The 20941-nt window shown below is 70.9% G+C and carries 18 protein-coding genes; 13 read left to right on the forward strand and 5 right to left on the reverse strand.

Annotated features, from left to right (window positions below; all coding sequences use genetic code 11):
* The first annotated feature begins 9 nt into the window (after nt 1-9).
* The 9 genes from allB to AC1DX8_RS13840 all read left to right on the forward strand — a co-directional run bounded on the left by allB (nt 10) and on the right by AC1DX8_RS13840 (nt 11716).
* Nucleotides 10-1383, forward strand: a complete 1374-nt coding sequence (allB, locus tag AC1DX8_RS13800; protein ID WP_477630499.1) for an allantoinase AllB — start codon at nt 10-12, stop codon at nt 1381-1383.
* Between the two features lie 13 nt (nt 1384-1396).
* Nucleotides 1397-2245 (forward strand): bifunctional allantoicase/(S)-ureidoglycine aminohydrolase, encoded by an 849-nt coding sequence (locus tag AC1DX8_RS13805; RefSeq protein ID WP_477630500.1) that lies wholly within the window; start codon nt 1397-1399, stop codon nt 2243-2245.
* Between the two features lie 51 nt (nt 2246-2296).
* Nucleotides 2297-2983 carry a GntR family transcriptional regulator gene (locus tag AC1DX8_RS13810; RefSeq protein ID WP_477630501.1) on the forward strand — a complete coding sequence of 229 codons (687 nt, stop codon included), beginning with the start codon at nt 2297-2299 and terminating at the stop codon, nt 2981-2983.
* Between the two features lie 147 nt (nt 2984-3130).
* Entirely contained in the window at nt 3131-4681 is a 1551-nt protein-coding gene (locus tag AC1DX8_RS13815; RefSeq protein ID WP_477630502.1) for an NCS1 family nucleobase:cation symporter-1, read from the forward strand.
* Nucleotides 4678-5412: an aspartate/glutamate racemase family protein gene (locus AC1DX8_RS13820; protein WP_477630503.1), complete on the forward strand. Its 735-nt coding sequence runs from the start codon at nt 4678-4680 to the stop codon at nt 5410-5412. Before AC1DX8_RS13815 ends, AC1DX8_RS13820 begins: the two co-directional genes overlap by 4 nt.
* Nucleotides 5413-5614: 202 nt before the next feature.
* Nucleotides 5615-7138, forward strand: coding sequence for a xanthine dehydrogenase small subunit (locus tag AC1DX8_RS13825; RefSeq protein ID WP_477630504.1), 1524 nt, complete (start codon nt 5615-5617; stop codon nt 7136-7138).
* Nucleotides 7135-9591 (forward strand): xanthine dehydrogenase molybdopterin binding subunit, encoded by a 2457-nt coding sequence (gene xdhB, locus AC1DX8_RS13830; RefSeq protein WP_477630505.1) that lies wholly within the window; start codon nt 7135-7137, stop codon nt 9589-9591. The genes AC1DX8_RS13825 and xdhB overlap by 4 nt, the downstream gene beginning before the upstream one ends.
* 2 nt (nt 9592-9593) lie before the next feature.
* A complete protein-coding gene (gene xdhC / locus AC1DX8_RS13835; protein WP_477630506.1) occupies nt 9594-10409 on the forward strand; it encodes a xanthine dehydrogenase accessory protein XdhC in 816 nt (271 codons plus the stop codon).
* Complete coding sequence (locus tag AC1DX8_RS13840; RefSeq protein WP_477630507.1) at nt 10406-11716, forward strand: guanine deaminase; 1311 nt, start codon at nt 10406-10408, stop codon at nt 11714-11716. The genes xdhC and AC1DX8_RS13840 overlap by 4 nt, the downstream gene beginning before the upstream one ends.
* A 148-nt stretch (nt 11717-11864) precedes the next feature.
* Here the strand turns inward: AC1DX8_RS13840 and aceB are convergent, their stop codons facing one another.
* Nucleotides 11865-13499, reverse strand: a complete 1635-nt coding sequence (gene aceB, locus AC1DX8_RS13845; RefSeq protein WP_477630508.1) for a malate synthase A — start codon at nt 13497-13499, stop codon at nt 11865-11867.
* Between the two features lie 114 nt (nt 13500-13613).
* On the opposite strand from aceB, the gene AC1DX8_RS13850 reads away from it, so the two are divergent.
* Both AC1DX8_RS13850 and AC1DX8_RS13855 read left to right on the forward strand, forming a co-directional pair.
* The gene (locus tag AC1DX8_RS13850; RefSeq protein ID WP_477630509.1) at nt 13614-14417 is read left to right on the forward strand and encodes an IclR family transcriptional regulator; all 804 of its coding nucleotides are present in this window, start codon (nt 13614-13616) and stop codon (nt 14415-14417) included.
* 173 nt (nt 14418-14590) lie between these two features.
* A complete protein-coding gene (locus tag AC1DX8_RS13855) occupies nt 14591-15394 on the forward strand; it encodes a glycerophosphodiester phosphodiesterase family protein (RefSeq protein WP_477630510.1) in 804 nt (267 codons plus the stop codon).
* A gap of 66 nt (nt 15395-15460) precedes the next feature.
* On the opposite strand, the gene AC1DX8_RS13860 is transcribed toward AC1DX8_RS13855, so the two are convergent.
* Entirely contained in the window at nt 15461-15907 is a 447-nt protein-coding gene (locus AC1DX8_RS13860) for a ferritin-like domain-containing protein (RefSeq protein WP_477630511.1), read from the reverse strand.
* Between the two features lie 144 nt (nt 15908-16051).
* Here AC1DX8_RS13860 and AC1DX8_RS13865 point away from each other — a divergent pair, with 144 nt between their 5' ends.
* On the forward strand, nt 16052-16423 hold the full coding sequence (locus tag AC1DX8_RS13865; RefSeq protein ID WP_477630512.1) for a VOC family protein: 372 nt from the start codon (nt 16052-16054) through the stop codon (nt 16421-16423).
* A 27-nt stretch (nt 16424-16450) separates the two neighbouring features.
* Here the strand turns inward: AC1DX8_RS13865 and AC1DX8_RS13870 are convergent, their stop codons facing one another.
* Complete coding sequence (locus tag AC1DX8_RS13870) at nt 16451-16954, reverse strand: hypothetical protein (RefSeq protein ID WP_477630513.1); 504 nt, start codon at nt 16952-16954, stop codon at nt 16451-16453.
* A 115-nt stretch (nt 16955-17069) separates the two neighbouring features.
* The gene (acs, locus tag AC1DX8_RS13875) at nt 17070-19052 is read right to left on the reverse strand and encodes an acetate--CoA ligase (RefSeq protein ID WP_477630514.1); all 1983 of its coding nucleotides are present in this window, start codon (nt 19050-19052) and stop codon (nt 17070-17072) included.
* Nucleotides 19053-19194: 142 nt separating this feature from the next.
* Here acs and AC1DX8_RS13880 point away from each other — a divergent pair, with 142 nt between their 5' ends.
* Nucleotides 19195-20082 carry a hypothetical protein gene (locus AC1DX8_RS13880; RefSeq protein WP_477630515.1) on the forward strand — a complete coding sequence of 296 codons (888 nt, stop codon included), beginning with the start codon at nt 19195-19197 and terminating at the stop codon, nt 20080-20082.
* Between the two features lie 96 nt (nt 20083-20178).
* Here AC1DX8_RS13880 and AC1DX8_RS13885 read toward each other — a convergent pair whose 3' ends face one another.
* Entirely contained in the window at nt 20179-20748 is a 570-nt protein-coding gene (locus AC1DX8_RS13885; protein WP_477630516.1) for an AMIN-like domain-containing (lipo)protein, read from the reverse strand.
* Nucleotides 20749-20941: the final 193 nt, after the last annotated feature.

The raw sequence follows: 20941 nt of genomic DNA on the forward strand, positions 1-20941 counted from the left end.
ATTACGGTCATGACAGGTTCGGTGGACGGCTCCGGGAAGAGGTCGGGCGTGACGGCAGAGGTGGTCCTTCGGGCAAGGCGTGCCGTGGTCGACGGCGCGGAGGTCGCGGTGGCGGTCTCCGTCGCGGACGGACGCATCATCGCGGTCGAGCCCTACGACACCGAGGTGCCCGGCGCCCGCGTGGTCGACCTTGCCGACGACGAGGTGCTGCTCCCCGGCCTCGTGGACGCCCATGTGCACGTGAACGAGCCGGGCCGCACCGACTGGGAGGGCTTCGCCAGTGCCACCCGTGCGGCGGCCGCAGGAGGCGTCACGACGATCATCGACATGCCCCTCAACTCGATCCCGCCGACCACCACGGTGGCGGCCCTCGAGGAGAAGCGCGCCGTCGCCCGCGACCAGGCCTGGGTCGACGTGGGGTTCTGGGGCGGCGCCGTGCCCGGCAACCTGCCCGACCTGCGCCCGCTCCACGAGGCCGGCGTCTTCGGCTTCAAGTGCTTCCTGCTGCACTCCGGCGTCGACGAGTTCCCCCACCTGTCGGCGGCGGAGCTGCGCGAGGCCTTGGCGGAGACCGCGACCTTCGACGGGCTGGTCATCGTCCACGCCGAGGACGAGCAGACCATCGAGTCGTCACCCCATCCGCACGGTCCCGCGTATGCCGGGTTCCTGGGTTCGCGTCCCAAGGAGGCGGAGGAGCGGGCCATCGCCGAGGTCATCGCCGCGACGCGGGAGACCGGCGGGCGGGCGCACATCCTGCACCTGTCCGACGCCGACGCGATCCCGTTGATCGCCGGCGCCCAGGCCGAGGGACTGCGCCTCACGGTGGAGACCTGCCCGCACTACCTCACCCTCGACGCCGAGGAGATCCCCGACGGGGCGACGCAGTTCAAGTGCTGCCCGCCGATCCGCGAGCACGACAACCGCGACCGGCTCTGGGCCGGGCTCGAGGACGGCGTGATCCGCACGGTCGTGTCGGACCACTCGCCGTGCACGGAGGACCTCAAGCGGTTCGACTCGGGCGACTTCGGCGAGGCGTGGGGCGGGATCGCCGGCCTCCAGCTGGGCCTGCCCGCGGTCTGGACCGAGGCCCGCGCCCGGGGACACTCGCTCGTCGACGTCGTCCGGTGGATGGGGGAGGGGCCGGCCGACCAGGTGGGTCTCGGCGACCGTGGCCGGATCGCCGTCGGCGCCACGGCCGACCTCGTCGTCTTCGCGCCGGACGAGTCGTTCACGGTCGACGTCACCTCCCTGCGCCACAAGAACCCCGTGTCGGCGTATGCCGGCCGCACGCTCACCGGGGCGGTGCGCCAGACCTGGCTGCACGGCATACCGGTCGACATCGAGGCCGGCCCGCGCGGTCGGCTGCTCACGAGATCGTCATGACGAGAGGACAGCGATGACCACCCCCCGCCCCACGACCACCCCCTACTACGTCCCGGCCGGGGGGCTGCCGCCGCAGACCCAGCTGACCACCGACCGCGCGGTGTTCACCGAGGCGTACGCCGTGCTGCCGCGGGGGACGATGACCGACATCGTCACCAGCAACCTGCCGTTCTGGGAGGGCACGCGGTTGTGGGTCATCGCCCGCCCGCTGTCCGGGTTCGCCGAGACGTTCTCGCAGTACATCGTCGAGGTGTCGCCCGGTGGTGGCTCCGACCGCCCCGAGGCCGACCCGGGGGCCGAGGGAGTCCTGTTCGTCGTGGCCGGCGGGCTCACCCTGACGCTCGGCGACGAGGCGCACGAGCTGGCCGAGGGTGGCTACGCGTTCCTCCCCCCCGGCCAGGAGTGGACCCTGCGCAACCGCGGCGACGCGACCGCGACCTTCCACTGGATCCGCAAGGCCTACCAGGTCGTCGAGGGCATCGAGGTGCCCGAGGCCTTCGTGACGAACGAGGCCGATGTCGAGGGCGGCGAGATGCCCGGCACGAACGGCGTCTGGACCACCCAGCGGTTCGTCGACCCGACCGACGTGCGGCACGACATGCACGTCAACATCGTCAACTTCGAGCCGGGCGGCGCGATCCCGTTCCCGGAGACGCACGTGATGGAGCACGGCCTCTACGTCCTCGAGGGCAAGGCGGTCTACCTGCTCAACAACGACTGGGTCGAGGTGCAGGAAGGCGACTTCATGTGGCTGCGCGCCTTCTGCCCGCAGGCCTGTTACGCCGGTGGTCCCGGCCGGTTCCGCTACCTGCTCTACAAGGACGTCAACCGGCACGCCGTCCTCAGCCGGCAGCTCGTCTAGGAGTCCGGGCGCAGGTGGGCATGATGGTCCGGTGACGGATGGAGGTGGAGCGTGACGCAGCGACGGCGACAGTCGGGCATCGTCAGCCTGCTCACCCGCGATGACGCCTACGTGTCGGGACCCCAGGTGCTCTCCGAGCTCCGTCGCGTGATCGCGTCAGGGGCGGTGCCGCCCGGCAGCCCGATCCCCCTCGACGACGTGGCGGCCTTCTTCGGGGTGAGCCTCATCCCCGTGCGCGAGGCACTCAAGACGCTGCTCGGTGAGGGGTTGCTGGAGCACCAGCCACGCCTCGGCTACACCGTCACGGCCCTCTCGCAAGCCGAGCTCGACGAGCTCTACGTCGTGCGCGGGGCGCTCGAGGCGGCCGCCCTGGAGGTGGCCGTGCGCCAGTCCGCCAAGGCCGACCACGACCGTGCCGCCGCAGTCCACGAGGCCCTCGACCGGGCCGTCGCCTCCGACGACGCGGCGGCCTTCCAGCGGGCCAGCCGCGAGTTCCACGAGGCGCTCCTCGCGCCCTGCCGGATGCCACGGCTGCTGCACATGCTCGACATCGCCTGGAACCTCACCGAGCCCGTGCAGACCATGATGCGCACGACCGAGCAGGACCGGGCCGGCATGCGCGAGGACCACCAGCAGATGCTCGACGCCTTCATCGCCCGCGACGCGGAGACCCTCAAGGCGGTCGCCGAGGCTCACCACGACCGGCTGACGGCATGCATCGCCCGCATCGGCAGCTGAGCCGCGCGCCTCGGGGGCTGAGCCGCGCGCCGAGCGCGGCGGGCTGGATATACGCAGATATACGGTTCAAAGCCTTCTGTCCCAAGGGATCCCCTCCTAGCGTTCTCCGCAAGCACCCGCGGTGACGCGGTGGACAAAGGAGTCCGGATGAGCACCACCGAAAAGCCCTTCGAGACCGAGGAAGCGGCCGCTGCGGCCGGGTTCGCGACCCACCACGGGGAGCACGACCACGGCGCCGGCGCAGGCCTGATCAAGCCGTCGTACGACGAGCGCCTGACCAACGAGGACCTTGCGCCACTCAAGGAGCAGAGCTGGTCCTGGTACAACATCTTCGCCTTCTGGATGTCCGACGTGCACAGCGTGGGCGGCTACATCACGGCGGGCAGCCTCTTCGCGCTCGGCCTCACGAGCTGGCAGGTCTTCGTGTGCCTGATCGTCGGCATCACGATCGTGCTCTTCTTCTGCAACCTGGTCGCCAAGCCCAGCCAGCGCACCGGAGTCCCCTACCCGGTGATCTGCCGGTCGGTCTTCGGGGTGCTGGGCGCGAACATCCCCGCCATCATCCGGGGGCTGATCGCGGTGGCCTGGTACGGCATCCAGACCTACCTCGCCTCCGCATCGCTCGACATCCTGCTGGTCCGCATGTGGCCCGGCCTCGAGCCCTACGCCGACGTGACCCAGCACGGGTTCCTCGGCCTGTCGACGCTCGGCTACGCGACCTTCGCCCTGCTGTGGGTGGCGCAGGCGGCGGTCTTCTGGACCGGCATGGACACGATCCGCAGGTTCATCGACTTCGCGGGGCCCGCGGTCTACGTCGTGATGATCGCGCTGTGCGTCTACCTGCTGTCCAAGGCCCACTGGAGCGTCAACCTCAACCTGTCGGACCACGAGCTGTCCGGCGGCAAGGTGTTCACCACCATGCTGGCCGCGACCGCCCTCGTCGTCTCCTACTTCTCCGGGCCGATGCTCAACTTCGGCGACTTCTCCCGCTACGGCCGCACCTTCCAGGCCGTGAAGAAGGGCAACTTCTGGGGCCTGCCGGTCAACTTCGTCTTCTTCTCGCTGCTGACCGTCCTCACCGCCGCGGCCACCCTGCCGGTCTACGGCAAGCTGATCACCGACCCGGTGGAGACCGTCGGCCACATCGACAACACCTTCGCCCTCGTCCTCGCGGCGCTGACCTTCACCACGGCCACGATCGGCATCAACATCGTCGCCAACTTCGTCTCGCCGGCGTTCGACTTCTCCAACGTCAGCCCGCAGAAGATCAGCTGGCGGATGGGCGGCATGATCGCTGCGGTCGGCTCGGTCCTGCTCACGCCGTGGAACCTCTACAACAGCCCGGAGACGATCCACTACACCCTCGACACGCTGGGTGCCTTCATCGGCCCGTTGTTCGGCGTCCTCATCGCCCACTACTACGTGGTGCACAAGCAGCGGGTCTGCGTCGACGACCTGTTCACCCTCGACGAGGGCGGGGCCTACCACTACAAGCGGGGCTACAACCCGCCGGCCATCTGGGCCACCGCCATCGCAGCCGCCGGTGCCCTCGCGGCGGTGTTCGTCCCCGGCATCAACCGGTTCGACGACTACTCCTGGTTCATCGGCTGCGGCCTGGGCTTCGCCGCCTACGCGCTGCTCGCCCCACGGATGGGCGTCAGCGACAGCCCGCTCGACGCGAAGACGTGTGTGAAGTGACCGTCCACCTCACCGTCATCAACCCGAACACGACGGCCTCGATGACGGCGCTGATCGAGGCGGAGGCCCGGCGCGTGGCGGGGCCGGGGACGGTCGTCACCGCCCGCACCCCGTCGATGGGACCCGCCTCGATCGAGAGCCACTACGACGAGGCGCTGGCGGTGCCGGGCCTGCTCGAGGTCATCCGCGAGGACCAGCAGGCGGATGCGTTCGTGCTCGCCTGCTTCGGGGACCCCGGCCTCGACGCCGCCCGGGAGGCGGCCTCCAGACCCGTCATCGGCATCGCCGAGGCGGCGATGAAGACGGCGACGCTGCTGGGTCGCAGCTTCTCGGTCGTCACCACGATGAGCCGCACCGTGGGCCGCGCGTGGGACCTCACGCGCACCTACGGGATGGAGCGCCAGTGCGCCGGCGTGCACGCCTGCGACATCCCGGTGCTCGAGCTGGAGGAGGACCACGACCGCACGTATGCCGTGATCCTCGCCTTCGCGAAGAACGCCCTGGCGGCCGACGGCTCGGACGCGATCGTGCTGGGGTGCGCCGGGATGGCGGGGCTGCCCGAGCTGCTCACCGAGCAGCTCGGGGTGCCGGTCGTCGACGGTGTCGCAGCCGGGACCCTGCTGGCGGAGAGCGTCGTGCGGCTCGGGTTGCGTCCCTCGACCCACGGCGAGCTGGCCCCTCCACCGCCGAAGGCCTACACCGGGGCGCTGCGGGGGTTCGGTCGCCCTTGACTCGGCGTGATTCCGCATCGCGAAATCCGTTGTCCGAAAGCCTTGATTCAACAGTTTGTTGAGAAGTACCCTTCTCGGGAACCAACGACAGGGCCGTCGTTCGGCATGGATAACCGGCGGTCCACTCCTGTCAGCAACCGTGCCCCTGGGCGATGATGCCTGGGGGATGATGGTCCCCACACGGGGCGACGGGAGTTGCGCGATGGCGTCAGACAGCACGCACCAGGTCACGGTCAACGGCGCGACGCGCGCCCTCGGCGGCACCGACCCGAGCACCACCACGCTCGACTGGCTCAGGGCCCAGGGCCTGACCGGTGCCAAGGAGGGTTGCGCCGAGGGGGAGTGCGGCGCCTGCTCGATCATGGTCGCCCGCCCCACCGAGGGGGCCGGCACGCAGTGGACGGCGATCAACGCCTGCCTCGTGCCGGTCGCGGCGCTCGACGGCCAGGAGGTGGTCACGTCCGAGGGGCTCGGCCGTCCCGATGCCCTGCACCCGGTGCAGCGCGAGATGGCTGTCCGCGGTGGGTCGCAGTGTGGCTACTGCACACCGGGCTTCATCTGCAGCATGGCCGCCGAGTACTACCGCGAGGGCCGGTGTGCTGGCCCGGCCGGCTCCCCGGACCCCTCGCAGAACGGCCACGAGCGGACCGAGCCGGCGGCGACCGCCAACGATCCGGGGGTCGCGCCGGACCACGAGCACGGCCCCAACGGCTTCGACCTGCACGCCCTGTCGGGCAACCTGTGCCGTTGCACGGGCTACCGCCCGATCCGCGACGCCGCCTACGCCCTCGGCCAGCCGGCCGACGACGACCCGTATGCCGCGCGGCTGGCCGCCGCACCGCCGGCCGCCCGCGCCACCCGGCTCGACGGCCCCACCGGCACCTACGCCCGTCCCGGCGACCTCGCCGAGGCGCTGTCCCTGCTGGCCGACCACCCCGACGCCGTCCTGGTCGCGGGCTCCACCGACTGGGGGGTGGATGTGAACATCCGAGGCGTGCGCACGCCGTTCGCGATCGGCATCGACCGGTTGGCCGAGCTGCGCACCCTGTCGGTCGGTGACGACGTCGTGGAGATCGGCGCCGCCCTGAGCCTGAGCGAGGTCGAGCGCGGCCTGGCCGGGCGGGTCCCGTTGCTGGACAAGATGTTCCCGCAGTTCGCGTCGAGGCTGATCCGCAACGGCGCGACCATCGGCGGCAACCTCGGCACCGGCTCCCCGATCGGTGACACGCCTCCTGCCCTGCTCGCCCTCGAGGCGGTGGTGGTGCTCGCGTCGGTGGACGGTGAGCGCGAGGTGCCGCTGGCCGACTACTTCACGGGCTATCGCCAGACCGTCAAGCGCGAGGGCGAGCTGATCCGCGCCGTGCGGATCCCGTTGCCGCTCAGCGAGGTCACCGCGTTCCACAAGATCGCCAAGCGCCGCTTCGACGACATCTCCAGCGTGGCGGTCGGGTTCGCGCTCGACCTCCGTGACGGCGTGGTCACCAAGGCCCGCATCGGCCTCGGTGGCGTCGCTGCCACGCCGATCCGTGCGCTGGCGACGGAGGCTGCCCTCGAGGGCCGTGCCTGGAGCGCCGAGGTGGTCCGTGAGGCTGCCGCGGTGATGCGTGCGGAAGGCACGCCCCTCGACGACCACCGCGCCAGCGCGGCATACCGCACGGCGACCCTCGGCACCGCGCTCCTCAAGCTGCACGCCGAGACCGCGACGCCGCAGGAGGTCGGGGCATGAGCGCGCTTTCCGAACGTCCCGCCAATCCCGTTGTCGGGCAAGAGATCCCGCACGAGGCGGCGACGCTGCACGTGACCGGCGAGGCGCTGTACACCGACGACCTCGCCGTGCGCACGCACGGGATCCTCCATGCCCACCCGGTGCAGGCGCCGCACGCCCATGCGCGCATCACCCGCCTCGACACCGCGCCGGCGCTGGAGGTCCCGGGCGTCGTGCGGGTCCTCACCGCCGACGACGTGCCGGGAGTGAACGACGCGGGCGTCAAGCACGACGAGCCGCTGTTCCCGTCGGAGGTGATGTTCTTCGGTCATGCCGTGTGCTGGGTGCTCGGCGAGACCCTCGAGGCTGCCCGGCTGGGGTCGCTCGCGGTGCAGGTCGACTACGAGCCGCTGCCGTCGCTGGTCACCGTCCACGAGGCGATCGAGGCCGGGAGCTTCCAGGGCGGCCAGCCGCACATGGAGCGCGGCGACATCGAGGCGGGGTTCGCCGGGGCCGCCCACGTCTACAGCGGCGAGTTCGAGTTCGCGGGGCAGGAGCACTTCTACCTCGAGACGCACTGCTCGATCGCGCTGGTCGACGAGAACGGCCAGGTCTTCGTGCAGAGCTCGACCCAGCACCCGACCGAGACGCAGGACATCGTCGCCCACGTGCTCGGCCTGCCGAGCCATGCGGTCACGGTCCAGTGCCTGCGCATGGGCGGCGGCTTCGGGGGCAAGGAGATGCAACCCCACGGGTATGCCGCGATCGCGGCTCTCGGCGCGACGCTCACCGGGCGCCCGGTGCGCCTGCGGCTCACCCGCACCCAGGACATGACCATGTCGGGGAAGCGGCACGGGTTCCACGCGCAGTGGCGGGTCGGCTTCGACGACACCGGTCGGCTGCAGGCTCTCGACGCCACCCTCACGTCCGACGGGGGCTGGAGCCTCGACCTGTCCGAGCCGGTGCTGGCGCGAGCCCTGTGCCACATCGACAACGCCTACTGGATCCCCAACGTGCGGGTGAACGGCCGGATCGCCAAGACCCACAAGACCAGCCAGACGGCGTTCCGCGGGTTCGGCGGGCCGCAGGGCATGCTCGTCATCGAGGACATCCTCGGCCGGTGTGCACCCCAGCTGGGCATCGACCCGATCGAGCTGCGGTCACGGAACTTCTACGTCGACGGGCAGTCCACCCCCTACGGCCAGCCGGTCCGCCACCCAGAGCGGGTCGCGACCTGCTGGGACCAGGTGCTCACGACCGCTGACGTCGCGGCGCGCAGGGCCGACATCGCTGCCTACAACACCTCGCACGAGCACTCCAAGCGCGCCCTGGCGATGACGCCCGTGAAGTTCGGGATCTCGTTCAACTTCACGTCGTTCAACCAGGCCGGTGCGCTCGTCCACGTCTACAAGGACGGCTCGGTGCTCATCACCCACGGGGGCACCGAGATGGGCCAGGGCCTGCACACCAAGATGCTCCAGGTCGCCGCCACCACGCTGGGGGTGCCCCTGTCCTCGGTGCGCCTCGCGCCGACCCGCACCGACAAGGTGCCGAACACCTCCGCCACGGCGGCCAGCTCCGGCGCCGATCTCAACGGGGGAGCGGTCAAGGACGCCTGCGAGCAGATCATCGAGCGGCTGCGGGACGTGGCCGCTGGACGCCTCGGCGTGCACCCGGCCGACGTGCGGTTCAGCGACGGACACGTGGGCAAGGTCGGTGGCGGCGCCACCGTGCCGTGGGCGGAGCTCGTCAACCAGGCCTACTTCCAGCGGATCCAGCTCTGGGCCGCCGGCTTCTACCGCACCGAGGGGCTGCACTGGGACTCCTCTGCGATGCACGGGTCGCCGTTCAAGTACTTCTCCTACGGCGTGGCGGCCAGCGAGGTCGAGGTCGATGAGTTCACCGGCGCCTACCGGCTGCGTCGCGTCGACATCGTGCACGACGTCGGCGACTCGCTCTCCCCGCTGGTCGACATCGGCCAGATCGAGGGCGGCTTCGTCCAGGGCGCAGGCTGGCTGACGCTGGAGGACCTGCGCTGGGACGAGTCCGACCGGCCCTCGCGCGGGCGGCTGGCCACCCAGGCGGCCAGCACCTACAAGCTACCGAGCTTCTCCGAGATGCCTGAGGTCTTCAACGTGGCGCTGCTGGAACGCGCCCACGAGGACGGTGCGGTGTACGGCTCCAAGGCCGTCGGTGAGCCGCCACTGATGCTGGCGTTCTCGGTGCGTGAGGCCCTGCGCGAGGCTGCTGCTGCGTTCGGTCCGGTGGGGACGTCGGTCGACCTCGCGTCGCCCGCCACTCCTGAGGCGGTCTTCTGGGCCGTGCAGGAGGCCAGGGGTGGCGCGGAGCCGCCGCACATGACCGCGATGGTCGAGGGTGCGCCGGGCGTCGTGCCCGACCAGCCCGATGCCGACGCCGCACCCCTGCGGCCGCGCTCGGAGCAGGCCGCCCAGCCGGCCAGGGCGGGGACCTGACCATGGAGTGGCTGTCTGCCGTCGAGCGGCTGCGGCGTGAGCGCCGACCCGGTGTGCTCGTCACGCTGACCTCGGTGCGAGGACACTCGCCGCGCGAGGCCGGGGCGAAGATGGTCGTCGCAGCGGCCGCCACGTGGGGCAGTGTCGGCGGCGGCAACCTCGAGGCGACCGCGGTGGCCAGGGCTCGCACGATGCTGGCCGAAGGGGTGGCTGCGCCCGAGCAGCTCGCGTTGTCCCTCAACGACAAGGCGCCGGCCGAGCACGGACAGCAGTGCTGTGGCGGTGAGGTGCAGGTGCTCCTCGAGCCACTCGCGGTGGTGCCGGCGGTCGCGATCTTCGGGATCGGCCACGTCGGTCTCGAGCTCGCCCGCATCCTCGCCCGCCACGACCTCGAGCTCCACCTGGTCGACTCCCGGGCCGACCAGCTCGGTCACGACCGACTCGGCGTCCTCGACGACTCGACGGCCCGGGTCCACGTCCACCACGCGCCGGTCCCCGAGCTCGTCCTCGGCCAGGTGCCCCACGGCACCCACGTCCTGGTCATGACCCACGACCACGCCGAGGACGCAGCCCTGTGTGACGGCGCCCTGCGCTGCGAGCACCTCGGCTCGATCGGCCTCATCGGGTCGTCGGCCAAGTGGTCGCGCTTCCGGCAACGCCTTGCCGCAGAAGGACATTCAGACGCTGACCTCGCTCGCATCCAGACGCCCATCGGGTCGCCGGACCTCACCGGCAAGGACCCCGCGACGATCGCCCTCAGCGTGGCTGCCGACCTGGTCCGGGTGTTCGAGTCCGAGACCTCGAGGGTGGCCCGATGACCCTCTTCCGGGCGACCGTGCTCGACACCCCCGACGACCCCTTCGAGGGCGGGGTGCTGCGCGCCCAGGACGACTGCGGGCTGCTCGTCGAGGGCGGGGTGGTCGTCGCCCGCGGCGACTTCACGACGCTGCGCGCCGAACACCCCGACGAGGATGTGCTCGACCTGCGCGAGGGCATGGTCCTGCCCGGGCTCGTCGACACCCACGTCCACTTCCCCCAGGTGCGCGTGATCGGCGGCCTCGGCATGCCGCTGCTCGACTGGCTCGACCAGTGCGCCCTCCCGGAGGAGATGCGGCTGGCTGACGTCGACATGGCGCGGGGGGTGGCGAGGGACTTCGTCACCGGGCTCGTCGACGCCGGCACGACCACCGCGCTGGTGTTCGGGTCGCACTTCGCCTCGGCGGTCGACGTGATGTTCGAGGCCGCTGACCTCTGGGGCCTGCGGGTGACGACCGGGCTGGTCACCTCCGACCGGATCCTGCCCGACCCGTTGCTGACCACCCCCGAGCGGGCCTACCAGGAGTCACGTGACCTCGCCTCGCGCTGGCACGGCAAGGGACGCCTCCGGTATGCCGTGACGCCGCGCTTCTCCCTGTCGGCCAGCGACGCGATCCTCGAGTCGTGCGCGGCGACGTTCGGCGAGGTCGACGGCTCCTGGTTCACCTCGCACGTCAACGAGAACACGGCCGAGGTGAGGGAGGTCGCCGAGCTGTTCGGCGGGGCGTCCTACGTCGACACCTACGACCGGCACGGGTTGGTGACGCCGCGATCGGTGCTGGCCCACAACGTCCACCCGACCGACCCGGAGCTCGCGACGCTGGCCGCGCGTGGTGCCGCGGTCGCCCACTGCCCGACCAGCAACTCCGCTCTCGGCAGTGGGCTCTTCCCCCTGCGTCGGCACGTCGAGGCCGGGGTGCGGGTGGCGATGGGGTCGGACGTCGGAGCCGGCACGGGCTTCTCGATGCTCAAGGAGGGCCTGCAGGCCTACTTCATGCAGCGCCTGCTCGGCGAGGAGGGGATGCCGTTGACCTCGGCGCACCTGCTCTGGCTGTGCACCTCGGCCGGCGCCAAGGCCCTCGGCCTCGACCACGAGGTGGGCGACCTGTCGGTGGGGAAGCAGTTCGACGCGATCTGGCTGCTGCCCGAGGCGGGCGACCCGCTCGCCGTCGGGCTCGGCAACGCCAAGTCGGCCGACGACGCGCTGTCGAAGGTCTTCGCGCTGGGCACGACCTCCGACATCGGCGGGGTCTGGGTCGGCGGCGACCAGATCGCCGCCGGACGCTGGCGGATGCCCCGCCGCACCTGACCGCAGTCTCCTGACCGTGGCCTCCAACACCGCGGTCTCCAGCAACCTTTGCTAGCAAAGGAAACTCGTTGGCGGACACCTTGCAGCCTGTCCGCCAACGAGGAACCCTTGCTAGCAAAGGTTGCTCGACCACGCCGAAGCCGGTCGGTCAGGCGCGTTCGGCCTTCAGGACCTCGGCGTAGGCGGGGAGCGTCAGGAAGTCGGGGAAGTCGGGGTCGAGCGCGCACTCGACGAACAGCCTCCGCGCCGTCTCCAACGCACCCCGGGCGGTCTCGTCGTCGCCCACGGACTCGACCAGGGCGGCATACTCGCTCTCCACCACCTCGTCGACGAGCTCGCGGGTGACGGTCTCGCCGGACGCGAGGGTGGCGCCGGAGTTGAGCCACTGCCAGATCTGGCTGCGCGAGATCTCGGCCGTCGCGGCGTCCTCCATCAGGTTGTGGATCGCGACCGCGCCGTTGCCGAGCAGCCACGCCTGGAGGTACTGGATGCCCACGGAGACGTTGCCGCGCAAGCCGTCCAGCGTGCGGTCGCCCGGTGTGGAGGCGGCGTCCAGGAGGTCGGCGCCGGTGACCGACACGTCGTCGCGCTGCTTGCCGAGCTGGTTGGGGGAGTCGCCGAGGACGCCGGTGAAGACCTCCTTGCACAGCTCGACCATCCCGGGGTGCGCCACCCACGAGCCGTCGAACCCGGCGCCGACCTCACGCTCCTTGTCGGCTCGCACCTTCGCGAAGGCGGCCTCGTTGACCGACGGGTCCTTGCTGGGGATGAAGGCCGCCATGCCACCGATCGCGAACGCCCCACGCCGGTGACAGGTCTTGACCAGCAGGTCGCTGTAGGCCTTCATCATCGGCGCGTTCATCGTCACGGCGTTGCGGTCGGGCAGGGTGAACGACGGCCCGGAGTCCCTGAAGTACTTGATGATCGAGAACAGGTAGTCCCATCGACCGGCGTTGAGCCCGGCCGCGTGGTCGCGCAGCTCGTAGAGGATCTCGTCCATCTCGAACGCCGCGGGGATCGTCTCGATCAGCACCGTCGCGCGGACCGTGCCGTGGGGGATGCCGAGCGACTCCTGGGCGAAGGTGAAGACGTCGTTCCAGAGCCGTGCCTCGAGGTGCGACTCCATCTTGGGCAGGTAGAAGTACGGACCGCTCCCTCGCTCGAGGAGCTCGGCGGCGTTGTGGAAGAAGTACAGGCCGAAGTCGACCAGCGCGCCGACCAGCGGTCGCCCGTCGAGGGTGAGGTGCTCCTCGTCGAAGTGCCAGCCGCGGGGCCGCGGCACGATGACGGGTATGCCGCCAGGGTCCTTGAGCTCGTAGTGCTTGCCCTGCGGGGTGGTGAGCTCGATGGTGCGCCGGACCGCGTCGTAGAGGCTGACCTGGCCGCCGATCACGTTGTCCCAGTGCGGGGTGTTGGCGTCCTCGAGGTCGGCCAGCCACACCTTGGCGCCGGAGTTGAGGGCGTTGATCGCCATCTTGCGCTCGGTCGGCCCGGTGATCTCCACGCGGCGGTCGGCGAAGTCGGCCGGTGCGGGGGCGACCGTCCAGTCACCTGCACGCACCTCGCGGGTCTCCTCGAGGAAGTCGAGCCGACCCGTCCGCGACACCTCGGCACGACGGGACCTGCGGGCCTCGAGCAGCTCGTCGCGGCGGCCGCCGAACCTCGCCTGCAGCTCCCCGAGGAAGGCGAGCGCTCCCGGACTGAGGATCTCCGCGCTCCGCTCGACCTCGTGGGGGGCGTCGACGACGACAGCGGGCACGGTGGGCGTGGTGGGCTCGGACATGCGCATCCTCGGGAGGAGTCGGTGGTGTCGCGTGCCGCGGCGGCGGCTCGCAGACTAGGATTGTTCCATGATACGAAATCTTCTTCTCATTCGGGAAGGACTGGGGAGAGATACATGAGCACCGAACCGACCGCCGAGGACGTGACGCCTCCGGCGAAGACCGGTGGCGGCGTCCAGTCGCTGGAGCGCGCCTTCGCCATCCTCGAGACGATGGCCGACGCGGGCGGCGTGATCAGCCTGTCGCAGCTCGCCAACGACGCCCAGCTGCCCCTGCCGACGATCCACCGGCTGGTGCGGACGCTGGTCGACCTCGGCTACGTCCGCCAGGAGGCGTCCCGGCAGTACTCGCTCGGCCCGCGCCTCATCCGGCTCGGCGAGACGACCTCGCGGATGGTCAGCCGGTGGGCGCGCCCCCATATGGAGCGCCTGGCCCACGAGCTCGGCGAGTCGGTCAACCTCGCGATGCTCGACGGAGACCAGGTGGTCTACATCGGCCAGGTGATGGCCAGCCGCAACTCGATGCGCATGTTCACCGAGGTCGGGCGACGGGTGCTGCCCCACTCCACCGGCGTGGGCAAGGCGATCATGGCCGGCATGGATCCCGACGCCGTGCAGGCGATCCTCGCGCGCACCGGGATGCCGGCCCGCACCGAGCACACCATCACCGACCCCGAGGCGTTCGCAGCTGAGCTGGACCGCACCCGCGAGCGCGGCTACGCGCTCGACGAGGGGGAGCAGGAGGTCGGCGTCCGGTGCGTCGCCGTCGCCATCCCGGGCTCGCCCCAACCGTTGGCCCTGTCGGTGTCGGGTCCGCTGCCCCGCATGACCGACGCGTTCATCGAGGGTGCGACCGGGCCGATGCACGCCGTGGCGAAAGCGATCTCGGCCGAGATGCGCGGCGCGACCTCCGCGAACTGAGGCCCGGTCGCAGCCTCCTCACGGCAGTCCCACGGCGCCGGGCCGAACCCCCCGGTGCGCGTGGGGTGACCGGGTGCCAGCATCGGGCGAACGGTTGCCTTCCATGGGGTGAACAGTGGTGCCAGGGGCCGTTTTCGGCACCGACGGCCGAGATGCTTCGCCACGCTGGGGTCATGGCCTACGGCTCCGAGCACGGACCCATCGCCCTCGCCCACCGCGGAGGTGCCTCCCTGGCGCCCGAGAACACGCTGGCCGCCTTCGGCCTGGCCGCCGCCCTCGGCATCCGCTACCTCGAGACCGACGTCCGCATCACCGCCGACGGTGAGCTCGCCTGTTTCCACGACGCGACCCTCGACCGGGTGACCGACGGGCGCGGCCCGGTCGCGCGGCATACCCTCGCTGACCTGCGGCGGCTGCGCGTGGTGGGACGCGAGCCGATCCCCACGCTGACCGAAGCCCTGGAGGCGTTTCCGGAGGCGAGGTTCACGGTCGACCTCAAGGAGCGTGCGGCGATCCCTGCCCTGACCAAGGTGTTGCAGCACAAGGACTTCCGTGAGCGGGTCTGCATCGCTGGTGCGTGGGACGGGTGCCTCGACGTCGTGCGCGCGCAGGTGCCGGGCGTGCGGACGGCTCTGGGGTGGCGGGCGCTGGCCGCCGTCGTCACCTGTGCCCGCGCTGGTATGCCGCCTGCTCGCCGCTTCGCGACCGCCGAGTTCCTGCACGTGCCGGATCGGCTGGGGCGGGTGCAGGTCTTCGTCGAGCGGTTGGTGACGGGAGCGCACGGGATCGGGGTGAAGGTCGTCGTGTGGACGGTCAACGACCAGCCGTCGATGGTGCGGCTCCTCGACGCAGGGGTGGATGGCATCATCACCGACCGCCCGGACCTGCTCCGCGAGGTGCTCATCGCGCGTGACCAGTGGACCCCCATGCCGGTATCACCCGGCACCTCGGCCCCCAAGGGGTCGCTGGCTTCCTGAGTCCCTGACGCGCGAGCGCCCGTCCCACTGGTGGGACGAGCGCTCGCGGAGCAGGGCGGGAGTCGGTCAGGTCAGGTTCTGCAGCGTCTTGACCTCGTCACGGGCGGCCACGATCGCCGCGTGCTGCTGCTGGACCAGGGCACGGAAGCCGTCGCTGAGGTCGTCCTCCGCGAGCGCCTTCTCGTACTCCGACACCGCGTGGTCCTCGCCCGTGACAGCGGCGCCGAGGACGCCGGAGGCGTCGTCGCCGGTCAGCGCGTCCTTGAGCGAGATCCACCCGCGGTGCAGGCTGGCCGCGACCGACCCGCTCTCGTCGACGTCATCACCGTACGCGTGACCCATGGCCACGATGTCGCGGGCGAAGCCGGCGCGCTGCTCGGACAGACGCTCCATGGTCGTGGCGGCCTCCGGGCTGTCGCTGTCACGCAGCTTCTCGGCCGCGGACGCGAAGCCGTTCCGGCCGTCCTTGAGGGTCTCCACGAGGTCCTTGGCGACCTTCTCGTCAGCTGACATGGCTGGTTCTCCTTCTGTCGGTGAGGGCGTTCAACGGGGGGCCTACCCGCGCCACCCCCTCCCAAACCCACAGGTACAGGTGCGCTGCGGCCGCGGGTCCGATCAGGACGTCGATCGTCCGCAACCGCCAGTAGCGTGGAACACATGGCCATCGCACGCTTTCCCAGCATCGTCCTGGACTGTCCCGACCCCCTGGCGCTCGCCACCTTCTACGGCGCCATGCTCGACTGGGAGGTCGACACCGCCAACGCCGACGAGTCGGGCGGCTGGATCGACGTGAAGTCCGACTACGGCCAGTGCCTGTCGTTCCAAGGCGTCGAGGACTACCGGGCACCGGTCTGGCCCGGTCAGGACGTGCCCCAGCAGATGCACCTCGACGTGGTGGTCGACGACCTCGACGCCGCCGAGGCCGCGGTGATCGCCCTCGGCGCGACGAAGCACCAGCACCAGCCCGCGACGACGTTCCGGGTCATGCTCGACCCGGCCGGCCACCCGTTCTGCCTCTGCACCAGCTGACGGCTCGACGGGTCGCAGGCCGAGGGGCTAGGTGCCGCCGAAGGCCCCGTTCAAGCCGGGCGCGGTCCCGTCGCGGGTGGCCCTCGCCGCATGCCACTGTTCCGCGTACTCACTGTCATCTCGCTCATCCGCCGGAGCGGGATCCACACCGTCCCAGGACGCGTAACCGCCGAACAGACCGAAGGCGGGCTCGCTGTCGATCACCGCCTGCGCCAGCGCGGAGAGGGCCGGTTCCGGTATCGACGAGGTCAGCACTCCCGGGGTTCGCCGTTCCCCCAAGGTCACCAGGTGCGCCAACGGACCCACGTCGTCGGCGTGGAGATGGGCCCCTGCCACGAGCTCGGTCTGGACCGTCCGCAGGACGTCGTCGCGGTAGAGCCGCCCGATGGCCGACAGGGCGTCGACGTGCGCGGCCTCGAGCGCGTCCGACGGGGCCGTTCGCAGCAGGTAGCGGTACTGGCGGACCGTCTGGTCCTCCGGCCGGTCACTCGATTGTGCCTGCTTGGCGTGGCGCGCGGGCTTGAGCCCCATGGGTTTGAGGTTAGACCTGCGCGATGGTGCTGCCTAGACCGCCAGGACCCGGTATGCCGCGGACGCAGGGTGCGTCCGCGGCCTACCGGTCGTTGCAGTCGAGGTGCGTGCGGGGTCAGTCCTCCTTGCCGGCGGACATGCCGTCCTTGATGAGGTTCATCACCGAGGAGTCGGCGAGCGTCGTGACGTCGCCGACCTCGCGGTTCTCTGCGACGTCGCGCAGGAGGCGGCGCATGATCTTGMCGGAGCGGGTCTTGGGCAGCTCGGACACCACCATGATCGAGCGCGGCTTGGCGATCGGGCCGATCTCCTTGGCGACGTGGTTGCGCAGCTCCTGCACGGTGTCGTCACCGTGGTCCTCGTGGCCGCCGCGCAGGATGACGAACGCGACGACGGCCTGCCCGGTCGTCTCGTCGGTCGCGCCCACCACGGCCGCCTCGGCGACCGACGGGTGCGAGACGAGGGCCGACTCGATCTCGGCGGTGGACAGCCGGTGGCCGGAGACGTTCATGACGTCGTCGACGCGTCCGAGCAGCCAGATGTTGCCCTTCGCGTCGTACTTCGCCCCGTCGCCGGCGAAGTAGTACTTCTCCCCGAACCGGCTCCAGTAGGTCTCCTGGTAGCGCTCCGGGTCTCCCCAGATGCCGCGCAGCATGCCCGGCCACGGCTTGGTGAGCACGAGGTAGCCGACGGCCTCGGGGTCGTGCAGCGGCTGGCCCTCGTCGTCGAGGATCTCGGCGCTGATGCCGGGGATCGGCCGCTGTGCCGAGCCGGGCTCGAGGTTTGTGACGCCGGGCAGCGGGCTGATCATGATGCCGCCGGTCTCGGTCTGCCACCAGGTGTCGACGATCGGGCAGCGGCCACCACCGATGTTCTTGCGGTACCAGAGCCACGCCTCCGGGTTGATCGGCTCACCCACCGAGCCGAGCACCCGCAGCGACGAGAGATCGAACTTCGCGGGGATGTCGTCGCCCCACTTCATGAACGTCCGGATCGCGGTGGGCGCGGTGTAGAGGATCGAGACCTTGTACTTCTCGACAATCTCCCACCAGCGGCCCTGGTGCGGGGTGTCAGGCGTGCCCTCGTAGATCACCTGGGTCGCGCCGTTCGCCAGTGGCCCGTAGACGATGTAGGAGTGCCCGGTCACCCAGCCGATGTCGGCCGTGCACCAGTACACGTCGGTCTCGGGGTGCACGTCGTGGACGACCGAGTTCGTGTAGGCCGCCTGCGTGAGGTAGCCCGCCGTCGTGTGGAAGATGCCCTTCGGCTTCCCGGTGGTGCCTGAGGTGTAGAGGATGAACAGCGGGTGCTCGCTGTCGTGGGGCACGGGCTCGTGCTGGTCGCTCGCCGAGTCGACGACGTCGTGCCACCAGACGTCACGGTCGTCGTTCCACGCCACGTCGTCCTTGGTGCGCTGGACGACGAGGACCTTCTGCACGGTGCTGTCGCCCTCGACGGCTGCGTCGACCGCGGGCTTGAGCGGAGCGCTCTTGCCGCGCCGGAACTGGCCGTCGGCGGTGATGACGACCTTGGCCTCGGCGTCGGCGATGCGGGTGCGCAGGGCGTCGGCGGAGAAACCCCCGAACACCACCGAGTGCGGCGCGCCGATCCGCGCGCAGGCCAACATCGCGGCCACGGCCTCGGGGATCATCGGCAGGTAGATGGCGACCCGGTCGCCCTTGGCGACTCCGAGTGACTCCAACGCGTTGGCGGCCTTGGCCACATCACGCTGCAGGTCGGCATACGTGATCGTGCGCGTGTCGCCGCCCTCGCCCTCGAAGTGGATGGCGACGCGGTCGCCGTTGCCTGCCTCGACGTGCCGGTCCACGCAGTTGTATGCCGCGTTGACCTCGCCGCCGACGTACCACTTGGCGAACGGCGCCCCGCTCCAGTCGAGCGTCTGGTCGAAGTCCTTGGCCCAGGTGAGCCGCTGCCTGGCCTGGTCGGCCCAGAACCCCTCGAAGTCCGCAGCGGCCGCGTCGTAGAGCTCGGCGGTGCCGTTGGCCTGGGCGGCGAACTCGGGGGTGGGTGCGAGGTCCAGACCCTCGGGGTGGCTCGTCGTCGTGGGCTCGGACACGGTGGTTCCTCCTGGCGGCATCGGCAGGCAACTCTCGCAGCAGTGCGTTCGAGGTCGCGTTGACGACCCCAGCCAACCCGCATCCGGGCCGTGCATCAAGGGGAGCGGTCGCGGTGATCGGTCGGCGGACGATGCGGGCGGTCAACGGCTAGCCTTGGGCGCCGTGAGCACCACGACGAACACCGCCTCGGATGCCGGGTCCGGCGTCACCGCGCAGCACCCCGCAACGCGGGGGTGGCGGGTGGTGCGCAGGTTCTGGCCCCAGGTCGCCGTGCTGCTCGCGGCCCTGCTCTGGTGGCCGGTCGGGTTCCTGGGCGTGACGTCGTGGCTCCACCTGCCACTCAGTGTCTTCGACGGTGACGTCCTCTTCCTCGGAGCGACCGCGGCAGCGGCCTCGGTGTCGCTGCTGGTGCGCTCCCCCTGGCCGCGGTTCGCGATCGTGGTCGTGTTCAGCGGGCTGGGGTGGCTGCTCGACGCCCCCGCCACGGACGACTACCCGCACGAGCGGGCGGCGCTGGCCGCACTGCTCGGGGCGGCCGCCCTGGTCGGCATCGCTCTCGGCGCCCGCGGGTCGAAGGGTCCGGTGGCCGCAGGCACGGTCGTGGTGATGGTCGCCGGCCTGTCGCCGGCCACCTGGCCGACCGAGGCAGCTGTGGCCGTGGCGCTCGCGCTCCCGTTCGCCGTCGCCACCTGGCAACGCGTGGCGCCCACGATCCTCGCCGTCCTGCGGCTCGCCCTGACCTGGTTGCTCTTCGCGCTGCTCGCGCGCGCGCTCTCCTACGGCTGGGACGTCCTGCGCCCCGGCACCGGTGGCGGGCTGACCCTGCGGGAGCAGGCTCGACGCGTCGCCGAGCCGGCCTGGAACTTCGTGCGCACCCAGTGGTGGACGTGGTCCCAGATCCGGCTGCAGGAGCTCGTGCCCTGGCTCTGGCTGACCGGCGTCGTGGCCGTCGTGCTGGTGGTCGGGCGGGTCGTGGTCGCCCGGCGCGGGGCCGCCCGCAAGCGCCAGGCGCTGGCGATGGACGAGGAGCGGATGAGGGGCCGGCGCTGAGTCCTGCTCAGCAGGCGCCCAGCAGGCGCCCAGCAGGCTCAGCCAGCCGAGCGGTCGGGCTCACCCGTGGGGGCCCGACCGCTCACCTCGCTGGAGTCACCAGCGATGGGCCACGTCGATGACCAGCCGGCTCGTCGTCGCGTCCTGGATCGTGAAGACACGGAACGGCAGCCGAGCGCGCACCCCCAGCCCCACCGAGGTCTGCCCTTCGAAGGTCCCGGCGAACGCGACCTGCCGGAAGGTCCTGTAGCCCGTCACGTCCACCAGCTCGCGCCGGTTCGCGGGGTGGTAGCTCGCCGCCCCCGTGGACGTGTAGGCGGGCGCCCGTGTGACGACGAGCAGCTTGGCGCCACCGCGCAGCGGGACCACCGCACCCTGCCCCTCGGTCACGACGGCCGAGACGTAGCGCACGGAGTAGCCGGGCGCCTTTCCCTTGAGGTCGATGACCAGCCGGTCGAAGCAGGCGTGCCGGCCGGCACGGACGTTGGTCAGCGGGCCGGGGACCATGGTGCTGCGGCTCTTGGCCAGTGAGCCCCACGTGATTCCGCAGTATGGAGCCGCCGAGGCGGAGGTGCTCACGGCGACGGCGGGGATGACCGCGGCGACGAGGGCGATGACGAGCGACCGGATGGCCAGTCGCGTGGAGACACGCTTCCTGATGTTCATGGTGTCCTCCCTTCGGACACCGCAATGACGTCCACCCGGAGGGTGTGGTTGACCTCGGCTGGCCCGGTGACCGTGTCGTCCCCAAACGTCCCGGTCCGGCGGCACGGCGAGCGGGCGGCATACCCGAGCGTGGGCCGGGACGGCACGGTGCCGCGACCCTCCTGCGGGTCGCGGCACCGTGGTCCGTGGGTAT

It is taken from the genome of Pedococcus sp. P2_A3, from assembly GCF_056405035.1.

Coding starts and splice junctions, on each gene's coding strand:
- AC1DX8_RS13840 (WP_477630507.1), top strand. CDS start 10,406: ATGACCCTCTTCCGGGCGACCGTGCTCGACACCCCCGACGACCCCTTC.
- allB (WP_477630499.1), top strand. CDS start 10: ATGACAGGTTCGGTGGACGGCTCCGGGAAGAGGTCGGGCGTGACGGCA.
- AC1DX8_RS13885 (WP_477630516.1), bottom strand. CDS start 20,748: ATGAACATCAGGAAGCGTGTCTCCACGCGACTGGCCATCCGGTCGCTC.
- xdhC (WP_477630506.1), top strand. CDS start 9,594: ATGGAGTGGCTGTCTGCCGTCGAGCGGCTGCGGCGTGAGCGCCGACCC.
- aceB (WP_477630508.1), bottom strand. CDS start 13,499: ATGTCCGAGCCCACCACGCCCACCGTGCCCGCTGTCGTCGTCGACGCC.
- AC1DX8_RS13865 (WP_477630512.1), top strand. CDS start 16,052: ATGGCCATCGCACGCTTTCCCAGCATCGTCCTGGACTGTCCCGACCCC.
- AC1DX8_RS13860 (WP_477630511.1), bottom strand. CDS start 15,907: ATGTCAGCTGACGAGAAGGTCGCCAAGGACCTCGTGGAGACCCTCAAG.
- AC1DX8_RS13850 (WP_477630509.1), top strand. CDS start 13,614: ATGAGCACCGAACCGACCGCCGAGGACGTGACGCCTCCGGCGAAGACC.
- xdhB (WP_477630505.1), top strand. CDS start 7,135: ATGAGCGCGCTTTCCGAACGTCCCGCCAATCCCGTTGTCGGGCAAGAG.
- AC1DX8_RS13825 (WP_477630504.1), top strand. CDS start 5,615: ATGGCGTCAGACAGCACGCACCAGGTCACGGTCAACGGCGCGACGCGC.
- AC1DX8_RS13870 (WP_477630513.1), bottom strand. CDS start 16,954: ATGGGGCTCAAGCCCGCGCGCCACGCCAAGCAGGCACAATCGAGTGAC.
- AC1DX8_RS13815 (WP_477630502.1), top strand. CDS start 3,131: ATGAGCACCACCGAAAAGCCCTTCGAGACCGAGGAAGCGGCCGCTGCG.
- AC1DX8_RS13805 (WP_477630500.1), top strand. CDS start 1,397: ATGACCACCCCCCGCCCCACGACCACCCCCTACTACGTCCCGGCCGGG.
- AC1DX8_RS13855 (WP_477630510.1), top strand. CDS start 14,591: ATGGCCTACGGCTCCGAGCACGGACCCATCGCCCTCGCCCACCGCGGA.